We start from the raw sequence: 14,206 nt of genomic DNA on the forward strand, positions 1-14,206 counted from the left end.
ATAAGTACAATGAAACAGTAAGATTGCTTCATGTAGAAATTTATATATGGTGGTGGAGAGAATGAAACGAAAGATGGTAGGTAAATGGTTTAGTTTTTTAAGCGCTCTTATTATTTTATTAGGAATTGCAATGCCGCAAGTGAAGGCAGAAGTAATGAACAGAGAAACATATAAAATGGATTGGAGTTATAGTAAGTCGAAACAGCGTGAAATAAAGACAGAAATAATTAAAACGGCTTCGGGTAGTATTGCGTATTGTTTAACGCCTGATTTGCGTTCTCCAAATGGAGATGATTTGCCTGAGATGGGGAAATCATCTGATGCCGTATATCGTGTTTTATTAAATGGATATCCTCAAAAAAGCCCATCTGAATTAGGGGTAGCGACAGTAGAAGAGGCGCATTATGCTACACAATTAGCGGTATGGATTGCAGCAAATGAATTAACGGAAGAAGATTTAGTTGCAAAAAATGAACGAGTACATAATCTTATGAAGCGTTTAGTAGAAGCTTCAAAAAAAGAAACTGGATCACAAGATATATTTTTTAAAGTTAATCCTGTAGATCCACAAACTGCTACACAAAAAGGTAATTATTTAGAAACAGGATTTTATGCAGTGCAAACAAATGCGGTTTCTGGCTCTTATACAATTCTTCCTGAAAATGCTCCTAAAGGGCTTCGAATTGTAAATGAAAATGGAGAAGAAAAAAGTACATTATCAATTAACGAAAAATTTAAAATATTAATCCCGAAAGATACGAGTAGTGGTAATTTTAAAATGAAAGTGAAGTCTACTTTAACAAATTTACAAGCAATAGCTTTTAAAGGATCAGAAAAAGTTCAAAATACAACGGTATTGTTACAAAGAAATAGTGAGAAAATCAGTACAGATTTAGTTGTAAATTGGGAATCAGTAGGCTCTTTAAAGATTATGAAATTAGGAGAAAAAAAGGAATTATTAAAAGGAGCGGTGTTTGAAGTTTCTAATGAAAACTTTAAACAAAATGTCACGACTAATGACAAGGGGATTGCGGAGCTAGGGAATCTTCCAATCGGTGTATATAGCGTCAAAGAAATTCAAGCGCCAGCTGGATATGTGTTAGACGGAAGTATTAAAAAAATTGAAGTGAAAACTGGTGAAACTGCTGTATTAGAGTTGAAAAATGAAAATATAAAAGGTGAACTAGAAATAACGAAAGTAAATATAGCGGATGGAAATACAAAATTACCAAATGCAGAGTTTACAATCTACAACGAACAAGGGAAAGAAGTAGTAAAAGGGAAAACGGATGAAAAAGGTGTAGCGAAATTTAAACTACCATACGGAAAGTACACGTATAAAGAAACAATAGCACCGAATGGATATGTAATAAATGAAGAGACATTTGCATTTGAAATAAAAGAGAATGGAGAAATTATTAAACATATCGTTCAAGATAAAAAAGTAGAAGGTGAACTAGAAATAACAAAAGTAGATGTAGCGGATGGGAATACAAAACTGCCAAATGCAGAGTTTACAATTTATAATGAACAGGGAAAAGAAGTAGTAAAAGGAAAAACAAATGAGCAAGGTATAGCGAAATTTAAACTACCATACGGAAAGTACACGTATAAAGAAACGATAGCACCGAATGGATATGTAATAAGTGAAGAGACGTTTGCATTTGAAATAAAAGAGAATGGAGAAATTATTAAACATATCGTTCAAGATAAAAAAGTAGAAGGTGAACTAGAAATAACGAAAGTAGATGTAGCGGATGGGAATACGAAACTGCCAAATGCAGAGTTTACAATTTATAATGAACAGGGAAAAGAAGTAGTAAAAGGAAAAACAAATGAGCAAGGTATAGCGAAATTTAAACTACCATATGGAAAGTACACGTATAAAGAAACAATAGCACCGAATGGATATGTAATAAATGAAGAGACATTCTCATTTGAAATAAAAGAGAATGGAGAAATTATTAAACATATTGTGAAAAATAAGAAAGAAGAAAAGGCATCACTTCCTTCTAAGCCAAATAAGCCAACACCGAGTGGAGAAGTGAAACCTTCCGCTGATGTGAAGCCGATGCAACAACATAATACTCATAATGAAGTGCGTTTACCAGCTACTGGCGGCGTCGGCAATGAATTTACGGCTTTATTCGTTTTAGGAATTGGTTTTATTATTGCTGGTGCTTATGTGTTAAGGATGAAAAATAGAAAAGAAATGTAGAAAAAAACGCCTTGTAATAGAGGCGTTTTTTTAGTATCTTAACTTCCTCAACAAACTCTTAATTTCCTCATCTTGCATGAAGAGATCCAGATGCTTTTCTGTAATTTTTGCAAGTGCAACGTCGTGATAGAAAAATTCTGTAAAGAACTTTACGAAAGGTTGCGACATTGTTTTCATCGCTTGCCATGACTCTTGCTCTACACCAGCAAATAAAATTTCGCGGTCGTCAACGATGAGTAGCAAGTAGCGTTCTAATGCGTTAGGTTCTTCAGTTGGGATTAGAAAATGCATATTTTCTAAGTCTGTTTCTACTTTTCCAACTATAAGGGACTCGAGTTTGACGCCTTGTTTTGCTTTTTCTTCTAGTGAAGGAAGGTATTCTGAAAGAGTGTCATTCCAAGCTGAAATGCGAATTGATTCTTTTGCACTTTCGATGAGTTCTTTACTTTGAACTCGAATAGAAGATTGCATTTTTAAGCTCCACACACGGTCATCTGTAAATGATTTTTTTGATATATTCGTTTCTAATTCTTTAATGTTTGATTGAAATTCTGTCGTTAATTTTTCAATTGCGAGCTTTAGTGGTAATGCTGTATACAATTTTTTCTTTTCTGAAACAGAATCCATTACCATTCCTTTATCAATCAGGCGTGCTAGCACTTCATATATTTTTGCTTTTGGAACACCAGAATGCTTCACAATTGTTGTAGCATCTAATGGTTCATTGCTTGATACGACAACTTCATAAGCTTGGCTTTCATATTGTGAGAAACCGAATTTTTGTAACATAGTTCCCTCCGAACGAATGAGATGATATAGCTTAAGGATAATGAACTATTTGTTTTTGCACAAGTGGTAGTAGGTTTTCTACTCAGATTGAGATGAGAATTAATTTCAATTTTTTAATTTTATCCATTATACTTAATATAGTGATTAATATGATTACAATACAACGAGAAGGGGATGCTTGGGGGAAGATGTTGAGAAGTTTACGTTTAAAAATTGCGGTAGTATTTTCGGTGCTTATTTCTATGATGTTTGTAATATTAGGTACAGCTATGTATCAATTACAGAAAGAGAAGGAAGTGCGCTCCTTAGACCAGTATTCTCAAAATACGATGGATCTTGTGACAGAGCAACTTACGACATTTGTTCAAAGAACGGATGAAGATATGGGATATTATGCGAACAGTGAGATGGTTCGTAATATACTTCAAGACGGAGTTACTCCAGAAGAAGAAGCATTTTTGACGAAAGAGTTTTCGGAGTACAAAAAGAATCATCCTGGTATTTTAGACTTATATATTAGTACGAAAGATAAAAAAACATTAAGTGCCAATCTTGCTGAAGGTGGACAAGTGCCAGAAGGATATGATCCAACGACAAGACAATGGTATAAAGAATCAGAAGCTGATGTGAAAAAGGTTCACTGGGGACAACCTATGTATGAAATTGCAACAGGTAAGTTAAGTGTGGGAGTTTCTAAAGCAATTACAGCTCAAGATGGATCTGTGTTAGGTGTTGTTGCGATGGATGTATCGCTCGGAACAATTCAGAAGTTACTTCATAATATTCAATACAATAATGGCGGAGAAATGTTTATTATAAATGATAAAAGTATGGCTCTTGTTTACCCAGAGAAAATAGGGAAAGATGTTTCGAAAGAGCCACTTGTGAAGAGTTTAAATAAAGAGGTAACAAAATATGCTGTCACTACATTAAAAGGTGAAGATGTAGTTGTTTATAGCCAGTCATTTGATTTGATGAAATGGAAAATAGGAATTTTTTATCCGAAAGAAACGATTGATGGGCTATTAAATAGTATGAGAAATACAGTCCTTATAATGGCATGTATTAGTTTATTAGTTGGAATCGCAGCTTCATACTTGTTCTCAAGAAGATTAGCAAGACCATTGCAACTATTAACAAATCACGTTCAAAAAGTAGCAGAAGGTGACTTAACGTTGCAAATGAAAGTGACAAGTAAGGATGAAGTTGGAGAGCTGACGAATCATTTTAATCATATGGTTGAGCAAATGAATGAAATGGTAAGTAAAATTAAAAATAGTGTATTAACAGTGCAACAATCAACGAATAATCTACATTATTTAACGAATGAAACTGTAGCAGCTAGTAGAGAAGTATCAGGTGCAATGGATGATGTGAGCGGAGGAGCTTCTACTCTTGCTAATAGTGTAGATGAAGTTTCAGAGCAACTCGAGAATATGGCGCAGTCAGTGGAACAAATGAATAATTCGGTTGGTGAAATAAAAGGTGTGGCTGGCAAAGCTGAAGAGGCATCTAAGCAAGGATTAAATACGATGCGTAATTTAGTTCGTACAAGGGGCCAATCATCTTCGATTGTTGTTCATACAGAGGAAGCATCCGGAAAGTTAGAGCAAAGAGTTGGATCGATTCAAAATGTTGTAGAGCTTATAAAAGGTATTTCGGATCAAACGAATTTACTTGCTTTAAATGCTTCGATTGAGGCGGCGCGTGCAGGGGAACAAGGTAAAGGCTTTGCTGTTGTTGCCGAAGAAGTTCGAAAGTTAGCGGAACAATCGAAAGAGGCGACAGGAGAAATCGCAACGATGATTGGCGATGTACAAGTAGAGGTAAAGCGAGTTGTAGAGGTTATAAGTAAATTAAAAGATATTGCAGATATACAAAATAAAGTTACGACAGAGGCAGAAACGGAATTCCGCACAATTATGTCAGTTGTAAATACAATTAGTACTTCAGTCGAACAAATTGTAGAAGAGGTACATAACATCGGTTACGAGCAAGGAGAAATTACAACGGTAATGCATACAATTGCTAGTACAAGTCAAGAAAGCGCAGCTGTTTCGGAAGAAGTAAATGCTGCAACTGAATCTCAAGTGAGTCATCTAGAAAAGGTAGCTCATACGATGGAAAGTTTGACGGAGCATATGAGAGACTTAGAAAGATTGGTTGAGCAGTTTAAAATAGAGGAATAACAAATTAGTAAAATGATGAGTATTTCGGTAAAATAGACAATGGATATATAAGAAGCAATTATAGGAGGAAGACTACTATGGCAATTGTTGACGTATCGATTATTCCAGTAGGAACTGGTAATCCAAGTGTTAGTGAATATGTAGCAGAAGTACAAAAGGTGCTAGAGAAAAATGCAGATCGCGTGAAGTATCAATTAACACCAATGAATACAGTAATTGAAGGAGATCTTCCTGTCATTCTAGAAGTAATTCAACAAATGCATGAAGTTCCATATACGAAAGGTGCACAGCGCGTTGCAACAACAATTCGTATCGATGATCGTCGTGATAAAGTAAGCACGATGGAAAAGAAATTAAACTCTGTTCGATCAAAATTATAAGGAAAAGCAGCGATCTTCGCTGCTTTTTTCATATAGGAGGTAGATAAGATGAGTGAAAAGTTTAACGAACAATTTGACGGGTTACTAGAAAAATACACAGAACTATTACTTGGAGAGAGCAATGCAGAGAGAAAAGAACAGGTGCAGAAATGGGCACTGTATTCTTACATAGCGAAGACGATGCCGGCTTTAGTGAAGCATTGGAATGAGACATATCCTGATGCGAAAGAAGAGATGGTACAGTTAATTACAGATATTAAAAAGTTGAATGAAGAGAAGAGAAATGAGCAATAAAAAACTTGAGGTAAATATAATCTCAAGTTTTCTGTATTAATATCCTTATATAATTTACATGGAATATAAAGGGTTTTATAAGCATGTCGAATATTTTCGACATGCTTATTTTGTGCCTAGTAAAGTCGTTTTTTCTAAATGTCGAAAAATATTCCCTGCATATTTATAAGCGAGAATATAGGTTTTTAAATGTTTTTATAGTATTTTATAAATTATCTAAATAATTATTTGTATCCAATAATTTTAAACAATGATATAATTTTGAAGAGGGGTAAAAAACAGATAAATTACAGTCATAGGGGTGAATTACATGGAACAATTAATGCGAAATTCGTTTCTTTTCTTGTCAAAAAATAAAGCGCTAACAAAACTGGCTAAAAAGTACGGTTTACGCTTTGGTGCAGGTCGCTTTGTCGCAGGGGAGACAATTGAATTAGCGACAGCAGCTATTAAACAATTGAACAAGCAAGGACTTTGTGTAACAATCGATTATTTAGGGGAATTCGTTGATAATGAAGCGGAAGCAAATGAAATGGCTAACCAATCGATTGAAGCAATCCGTGCAATTGGAAGAGAAGGTCTTGATTCGCAGCTTTCTTTAAAAATGACTTCTATGGGATTAGATATCTCTGATGAAATCGTAATGAACAACATGCGCCGTATTTTAGAAGCTGCAAAAGAAAATGGTGTGTTTGTTACCATTGATATGGAAGACTATACACGCTGCGGAAAGACAATTGATATCTTTAAACAGTTAAAATCTGAGTACGATAATATTGGTACAGTTATTCAAGCTTACTTATATCGTACAGAAAAAGATATGGAAGAATTAAATGCTTATAGTCCTAATTTACGTCTTGTAAAAGGAGCTTATAAAGAACCTGAAGAGGTAGCGTTCCCGGAGAAGAAAGATGTAGATGATAACTATAAAAAAATTATTAAAATGCACTTATTAAATGGAAATTATACTGCGATTGCTTCACATGACGAAGCGATTATTGAATATACAAAAAAACTTGCCGAAGAACACAACATTCCAAGAGACCAATTTGAATTCCAGATGTTATATGGTATTCGTAATGAGCGTCAACTTGAGCTAGTAAAAGAAGGTTACAAAATGCGTGTTTATGTGCCTTATGGAAATGACTGGTATGGCTACTTCATGCGTCGTCTAGCAGAGCGTCCAGCAAACGTTGCGTTCGTGTTAAAAGGTATGGTTAAAAAATAACCAAGGAGAAAATACTCCTTGGTTATTTTAATTGCTGAAATGCGTAATGTGCCATTTTCTTCGTATCAGGATATAGCTGCGTGCGAGTAGAAGATAAAACAACATTAATGACGCGTTTACCGTCTTTTTCATCCACTGTTACGACCGTATATTTTCCGAGTGCTGATAGACCGCTTTTACTTCCAATTGCATATGGATCGTCATATAGTTCTTCTCGTCCATAGTTTGCGATGTTTGGAGAGCGTTCTGAAGTATGTAGAGTTGTACGTGTTGAATTCATATATTCTAAAACAACTGGGTACTTTAATGCTTCTTTCGTAATCATAGCAATGTCATATGGCGATACTTTATTTCCAAGTGCATCAGCACCACTTGCGTTTTTGAAAGTCGCATGCTTTGTACCAAGTTCCTTCGCTCTTGCATTCATCATTTTTACAAATTCATTTTTTGATCCTGCGATATGTTCTGCGATGGATTCAGCTATCGGGTCTGCACTAATGATAAGCATAAGCTTTAATGCCTCATCCCGCTTTAACTTTTCCCCGGCACGAAGTTTAATTTTCTTACTTTGACTTTCTGTTTTAATTGCGTTCTCTGTAACTGTAATTTCATCATTTTCTTTTACATTCTCTAGTAAGAGTAAGGTAGTCATCATTTTCCCTATACTAGCCGGATAAGAGCGTTCATCTTCCCGTTTCCCATACAAAATTTCACCTGTGTCTGCATCGATTGTAATGCCATATTGCCCAGTAATGTTAGGTTGATCCGCTCTTACAGCTTGTTGCCTTTGTGCATAAGAGAAGAAAATCATCCCTGTAAATAGTGTAGCAATCATTACAATCATAACTATTGTTCGTTTCATCATCGTTCCCTCTTTTGTTTTCCATATGTACAAATAAATTGGGCAGAAAAAGCAGCCATTACCCATTATGCCACGTTTTCTGCCCAAAAATATACCGTTATTTTTCGCCCATATTATGCTTCTTATATTGTTGGTTATTACCTTGACGGCCCTTTTCCACACCGTGATTATGAGGACCTGCATTTCCAGTTACGCTTGCTGCGCTAATTCCAGCCTTTGAAGGGTTCTTCTTAAGTTTTGCCATATATATTCCTCCAGTTTCGTCAGATTATAAAAAGGAAAAGTGCATTTTAATGAAGAAAATACACATGTATAGCATAGCCAAATGAAAGAAATATATTTATTTCAGAAAATTTTATCAATAAATATATTGCGAAAATTCAAACTGTATCATATATTTATTAGTAGAGGCTCACTCATTGATTGCGACTTATGTCGAAAAATTGAATGAGCATTCATTCAAGAATAGGGGGAGAAATGGATGTTCCAAATTAAAAAGGCTGCTGTTCTAGGTTCAGGCGTAATGGGTTCAGGGATTGCGGCACACTTAGCTAATATTGGTATTCCGACATTATTGCTTGATATTGTACCACCTGCGCTAACAAAAGAAGAGGAAGCAAAGGGACTTACATTAGAACATAAAAGTGTGAGAAATCGTTTTAGTAATACGGCTGTGCAAAAACTATTAAAGCAAAAACCAGCTCCTCTGACAGTGAAAGGAAATCTAGCACTGATTGAAGCAGGTAACTTAGAAGATGATCTTGAGCGTCTAGCTGATGTAGATTGGATTATTGAAGTAGTAGTTGAAAACTTAGATATTAAAAAGAAACTATTTGAAAAAGTAGATGCTGTTCGTAAACCGGGTTCTATTGTAAGCTCGAATACGTCAGGCATTTCAGTAGAAAAAATGGCAGAAGGTCGTTCAGACGACTTCCAGAAGCACTTCTTAGGCACACACTTTTTTAACCCACCACGATATTTAAAACTTCTAGAGGTAATACCGACGAAAGAAACAGATCCACAAGTATTAAGCTTCATGAAACTATTTGGCGAAGATGTTCTTGGAAAAGGCGTTGTTATCGCAAAAGACACACCAAACTTTATTGGAAACCGCATCGGTACGTATGGTTTATTAGTAACTCTTCAAGAGATGATAAAACGCGGCTATAGCATTGGGGAAGTTGATGCTGTAACAGGCCCACTTATTGGTCGTCCGAAGAGCGCAACGTTCCGTACATTAGATGTTGTCGGTTTAGATACATTCGTACACGTTGCAAATAACGTATATGAAAACGTACAAGAAGAAGAGCGTGATGTATTTAAAGTACCAGCCTTCATGCATGACATGCTTGATAAAAAATGGCTTGGAAGTAAAACAGGTCAAGGCTTCTTCTTAAAACAAGGAAAAGAAATTTTAGAACTAAATCCTGAAACGATGGAATACGAAGCTCGCAAAAAATTAAAAGCTGCATCTATCGAGTTAAGTAAACAAGAAAAAGGTTTATCGAATAAATTGAAAGCGCTTGTATACGCGAAAGACCGCGCAGGAGAGTTGTTATGGAACATCATCACACCAACTCTTTTATACTCTGCAAAACTTCATAAAGAAATTGCTGACGATATCGTTGCAATTGACCAAGCGATGAAGTGGGGCTTCGGCTGGGAGCAAGGACCGTTTGAAGTTTGGGATGCAATCGGCGTTGAAAAGTCCGTTCAAAAGATGGAAGAAAACGGCGTAGTTGTTCCGACTTGGGTGAAAGAAATGTTAGAGAAAGGTTTCACTACTTTCTACAAACATGATAACGGAGATAGCTACTATTACGATAATGGCGAATATAAGCTAATCGAACGTAATAAAAAGGCAATTTCTCTTAAGCAATTAAAAGCGAAAAATGGCGTATTAAAGAAAAATAGCGGAGCGAGCTTAATTGATTTAGGTGATGGCATCCTTTGCTTAGAATTCCATTCGAAGAGCAATGCAATCGGTATGGATATTACGCAAATGATTAACTACGCTGTTGATGAAGTAGAAAAGAATTATAAAGGTCTTGTTATCGGTAACCAATCGAAGAACTTCTGCGTTGGTGCGAACTTAGCAATGATCTTAATGGAAGCGCAAGATGACAACTACTTTGAAATTGAGTTGGTTGTGAAGAACTTCCAAGATGCAATGACGAAAATTAAATACTCTTCTAAGCCAGTTGTAGCAGCACCATACGGTATGACGCTTGGTGGAGGTACAGAAGTTTGTTTACCAGCAGCGAGCATTCAAGCTTCTAGTGAAACGTATATGGGCTTAGTAGAAGTTGGTGTTGGCTTAATCCCTGGCGGAGGCGGTAATAAAGAGCTATACATTAAACACTTAAATAAAATGCCAAACGGTGTAGAGTTTGATCTGCAAAAAGTTGCGAATAAAGTATTCGAATCTGTAGCGATGGCGAAAGTTTCTACATCAGCACAAGAAGCTGTATCGAACAACTTCTTAGGCGATAAAGACGGTATTAGTGTGAATGGTGATCACTTACTATATGATGCGAAACAAAAAGCACTTTCTTTATATGAAGCTGGCTATAAAGCGCCGATTCGTAAAAAGATACCAGTTGTTGGTGAAACAGGATATGCAACTCTTGTACTTGGTGCAGAAGCAATGCACTTATCAGGTTACATTTCTGAACATGATCTTCACATTGCGAAGAAACTTGCATATGTCATCGCGGGCGGAAAAGTGCCGTACGGAACAGAAGTTGATGAGCAGTATTTATTAGATGTAGAACGTGAAGCATTTATTAGCTTAGTAAGTGAGATGAAATCACAAGCAAGAATGCAGCACATGCTTGTAAAAGGAAAGCCATTACGTAACTAATAACGAGGGGAGATATCGTTCATGAGAGAAGCTGTCATTGTTGCGGGAGCAAGAACACCAATTGGAAAAGCAAAGAGGGGTTCATTAAAAACAGTTCGTCCTGACGATCTAGGGGCGTTAGTAGTAAAGGAAACATTAAAGCGTGCGAATTATGAAGGACCAATCGATGATTTAATTTTCGGTTGTGCGATGCCAGAAGCAGAGCAAGGGTTAAATATGGCTCGTAATATCGGCGGACTAGCAGGACTTTCTTACGATGTTCCAGCTATTACAATTAACCGTTACTGTTCTTCAGGGTTACAAAGTATTGCTTACGGAGCGGAGCGTATTATGCTTGGTCACTCGGAAGCTGTATTATCAGGCGGAGCGGAATCAATGAGTTTAGTTCCGATGATGGGACACGTTGTTCGTCCAAATAGTCGCCTTGTTGAAGCAGCTCCAGAATATTATATGGGTATGGGACATACAGCAGAGCAAGTTGCTGTGAAATATGGAATTTCTCGTGAAGAACAAGATGCATTTGCAGTAAGAAGTCATCAACGTGCTGCGAAAGCATTAGCTGCAGGTAACTTTGCTGATGAAACAGTATCTGTAGATGTAACGTTACGTACTGTTGGATCAAACAATAAACTGCAAGAAGAAACAATCATTTTCGCACAAGACGAAGGTGTAAGAGCAGAAACGTCGCTAGACATTTTAGGTAAATTACGTCCAGCATTTAACGTTCGCGGTTCTGTAACAGCTGGTAACTCTTCACAAATGAGTGACGGTGCAGCATCTGTACTATTAATGGATCGTGAAAAAGCAGTGAGTGATGGCATGAAACCACTTGCGAAATTCCGTTCATTTGCAGTAGCTGGTGTACCACCAGAAGTAATGGGAATTGGCCCAATCGCTGCAATTCCAAAGGCGTTAAAATTAGCTGGTTTAGAGCTATCTGATATTGGCCTATTCGAACTAAATGAAGCATTCGCTTCTCAATCGATCCAAGTTATTCGTGAACTTGGTTTAGATGAAGAAAAAGTAAACGTAAACGGCGGTGCAATAGCACTTGGACATCCACTTGGCTGTACAGGAGCAAAACTAACACTATCTCTTATTCACGAAATGAAACGCCGCAACCAACAATTCGGTATCGTAACAATGTGTATCGGCGGCGGAATGGGAGCAGCAGGAGTGTTTGAATTACTATAAAAAAAGTGGAAGTGGCTTGCTCAGAACAGGAGGGCGTTGGAAGCCCTGACGTAGAGGCGCTTTTTGCCTCACAGGAAGGGATGAAACGACCGATTGTTCTAGCCACTGGAACTGGATTATGAAAAAAAGTGGAAGCGGCTCGCTCAGAATGTGAGGGGGATGGAGCTTCAGACGTAGAGGCGTTCTTTGCCTCGCAGGAAGAAGCGAAGCCACCGAACATTCTAGCCGCTGGAACTAGATTAAAAAAAGTGGAAGCGGCTCGCTCAAAATGAGATGCCGCCAATACAAAGAATGGAAGCAACAAAGGTTTATAAAAAATAAAATTGAGAGCCAGTTTCTTTCAAAAAGAAAGAAGCTGCTTATGAAAATATGAAGGAGGAAATTTTCATGGAAAAAACAGTAGGAAATGCGGTTAAAGGCGGTAGCTTTTTAGTTGATGAGATTACGATTGATCAAGTGTTTACGCCAGAGGATTTTTCATCTGAGCATAAAATGATTGCAAAAACGACAGAGGACTTTATCGTAAATGAAGTTCTTCCAGAGCTTGAATATTTAGAGCAACACGAGTTTGATCGTTCTGTTCGTCTTTTAAAAGAAGCTGGTGAACTTGGTTTATTAGGCGCTGACGTACCAGAAGAGTACGGCGGAATTGGCCTTGATAAAGTAAGCTCAGCGTTAATCGCAGAGAAATTCTCTCGCGCTGGTGGTTTTGCAATTACTCACGGTGCTCACGTAGGTATCGGATCATTACCAATCGTGTTATTCGGTAATGAAGAGCAAAAGAAAAAGTATTTACCATTACTTGCAACTGGTGAAAAATTAGCGGCATACGCATTAACAGAGCCAGGTTCAGGGTCTGATGCATTAGGTGCGAAAACAACTGCACGTTTAAATGCAGAAGGTACACATTACGTATTAAATGGTGAAAAGCAATGGATTACAAACTCTGCATTCGCTGACGTATTTATCGTATACGCAAAAATTGATGGAGAGCACTTCTCAGCATTTATCGTAGAGAAAGAATATGCTGGCGTATCTACAAGCCCAGAAGAAAAGAAAATGGGTATTAAATGTTCTTCAACTCGTACGTTAATTTTAGAAGATGCATTAGTACCGAAAGAAAACTTACTTGGTGAAATCGGTAAAGGTCATATTATCGCGTTCAACATTTTAAATATCGGCCGTTATAAATTAGGTGTTGGTACAGTTGGATCTGCGAAACGTGCAGTAGAAATTTCAGCACAATATGCAAACCAACGTCAACAGTTCAAACAACCAATCGCTCGCTTCCCATTAATTCAAGAGAAACTTGCGAATATGGCAGCGAAAACATATGCAGCTGAAAGCTCTGTATACCGTACAGTAGGTTTATTCGAAAGCCGCATGAGCACATTATCTGAAGAGGAAGTAAAGGACGGTAAAGCAGTAGCAGCTTCTATCGCTGAATATGCAATCGAGTGTTCTTTAAATAAAGTATTCGGTTCTGAAGTACTAGATTATACAGTTGATGAAGGTGTTCAAATTCACGGTGGTTACGGATTTATGGCAGAGTATGAGATTGAAAGAATGTACCGCGATTCTCGTATTAACCGTATTTTCGAAGGAACGAACGAAATTAACCGCCTAATCGTACCAGGTACGTTCTTACGTAAAGCGATGAAAGGTGAATTACCACTTCTTCAAAAAGCACAAAAATTACAAGAAGAGTTAATGATGATGATGCCAGAAGAAGTAGGCGATGAGCCATTAGCACTTCAAAAATATTTAGTAACTAACGCGAAGAAAATCGGCTTAATGGTAGCTGGATTAGCTGCTCAAAAATACGGTAAAGCATTAGATAAAGAGCAAGAAATTCTTGTGAATATCGCTGACATCGTAAGCAACCTATACGCAATGGAGTCAGCTGTTCTTCGTACAGAAAAGGCAATTAAAACAACTGGTCTTGAAAAGAATAAACAAAAAGTGTTATACACTGAAGTATTCTGCCAAGAAGCGTTCAACGAAATCGAAGCAGATGCGAAAGAAACACTTATCGCAGTTGAAAACGGCGACATGCTACGCATGATGTTATCATCATTACGTAAATTAACTCGCCACACACCACTTAACGTAATTCCGAAGAAACGTGAAATCGCTGCGAAAATTTTAGAAGATGAGCGTTACACAGTTTAATAGCTGTAAAGAAAAGT

12 protein-coding genes are annotated in these 14,206 nt (G+C 37.1%); 9 read left to right on the plus strand and 3 right to left on the minus strand.

Features of this window, described 5'->3' with window-relative positions; genetic code table 11:
• Window positions 1-61: 61 nt before the first annotated feature.
• On the plus strand, window positions 62-2,218 hold the full coding sequence (locus DM800_RS18930; RefSeq protein WP_147787347.1) for a SpaA isopeptide-forming pilin-related protein: 2,157 nt from the start codon (window positions 62-64) through the stop codon (window positions 2,216-2,218).
• 30 nt (window positions 2,219-2,248) lie between these two features.
• Here the strand turns inward: DM800_RS18930 and DM800_RS18935 are convergent, their stop codons facing one another.
• A complete protein-coding gene (locus DM800_RS18935) occupies window positions 2,249-3,007 on the minus strand; it encodes a TrmB family transcriptional regulator (RefSeq protein ID WP_087986003.1) in 759 nt (252 codons plus the stop codon).
• 188 nt (window positions 3,008-3,195) lie between these two features.
• Here DM800_RS18935 and DM800_RS30070 point away from each other — a divergent pair, with 188 nt between their 5' ends.
• From DM800_RS30070 to DM800_RS18955, 4 genes are all read left to right on the plus strand, one after another.
• Window positions 3,196-5,196, plus strand: a complete 2,001-nt coding sequence (locus tag DM800_RS30070) for a methyl-accepting chemotaxis protein (RefSeq protein ID WP_147787348.1) — start codon at window positions 3,196-3,198, stop codon at window positions 5,194-5,196.
• A gap of 77 nt (window positions 5,197-5,273) precedes the next feature.
• Window positions 5,274-5,576 (plus strand): MTH1187 family thiamine-binding protein, encoded by a 303-nt coding sequence (locus DM800_RS18945; protein ID WP_001018862.1) that lies wholly within the window; start codon window positions 5,274-5,276, stop codon window positions 5,574-5,576.
• 48 nt (window positions 5,577-5,624) lie between these two features.
• The gene (locus DM800_RS18950; RefSeq protein ID WP_087986005.1) at window positions 5,625-5,870 is read left to right on the plus strand and encodes a YusU family protein; all 246 of its coding nucleotides are present in this window, start codon (window positions 5,625-5,627) and stop codon (window positions 5,868-5,870) included.
• Between the two features lie 310 nt (window positions 5,871-6,180).
• Entirely contained in the window at window positions 6,181-7,098 is a 918-nt protein-coding gene (locus tag DM800_RS18955; RefSeq protein ID WP_046955846.1) for a proline dehydrogenase family protein, read from the plus strand.
• Window positions 7,099-7,120: 22 nt separating this feature from the next.
• Here DM800_RS18955 and DM800_RS18960 read toward each other — a convergent pair whose 3' ends face one another.
• Window positions 7,121-7,960 (minus strand): D-alanyl-D-alanine carboxypeptidase family protein, encoded by an 840-nt coding sequence (locus DM800_RS18960; RefSeq protein WP_147787349.1) that lies wholly within the window; start codon window positions 7,958-7,960, stop codon window positions 7,121-7,123.
• Between the two features lie 97 nt (window positions 7,961-8,057).
• Window positions 8,058-8,204 (minus strand): YuzL family protein, encoded by a 147-nt coding sequence (locus DM800_RS18965; RefSeq protein ID WP_001096344.1) that lies wholly within the window; start codon window positions 8,202-8,204, stop codon window positions 8,058-8,060.
• A 237-nt stretch (window positions 8,205-8,441) separates the two neighbouring features.
• Between DM800_RS18965 and DM800_RS18970 the strand changes: the two genes are divergently transcribed.
• The 4 genes from DM800_RS18970 to DM800_RS18980 all read left to right on the plus strand — a co-directional run bounded on the left by DM800_RS18970 (window position 8,442) and on the right by DM800_RS18980 (window position 14,189).
• Window positions 8,442-10,823, plus strand: a complete 2,382-nt coding sequence (locus DM800_RS18970; protein WP_147787350.1) for a 3-hydroxyacyl-CoA dehydrogenase/enoyl-CoA hydratase family protein — start codon at window positions 8,442-8,444, stop codon at window positions 10,821-10,823.
• A 21-nt stretch (window positions 10,824-10,844) separates the two neighbouring features.
• Window positions 10,845-12,017: an acetyl-CoA C-acetyltransferase gene (locus DM800_RS18975; RefSeq protein WP_001206340.1), complete on the plus strand. Its 1,173-nt coding sequence runs from the start codon at window positions 10,845-10,847 to the stop codon at window positions 12,015-12,017.
• Window positions 12,018-12,145: 128 nt separating this feature from the next.
• Entirely contained in the window at window positions 12,146-12,289 is a 144-nt protein-coding gene (locus tag DM800_RS29270) for a hypothetical protein (protein ID WP_088608559.1), read from the plus strand.
• Window positions 12,290-12,404: 115 nt separating this feature from the next.
• On the plus strand, window positions 12,405-14,189 hold the full coding sequence (locus tag DM800_RS18980) for an acyl-CoA dehydrogenase family protein (RefSeq protein ID WP_000416287.1): 1,785 nt from the start codon (window positions 12,405-12,407) through the stop codon (window positions 14,187-14,189).
• Window positions 14,190-14,206 lie beyond the last annotated feature (17 nt).

The organism is Bacillus sp. AY18-3 (genome assembly GCF_008042305.1).
Classification (GTDB): domain Bacteria; phylum Bacillota; class Bacilli; order Bacillales; family Bacillaceae_G; genus Bacillus_A; species Bacillus_A wiedmannii.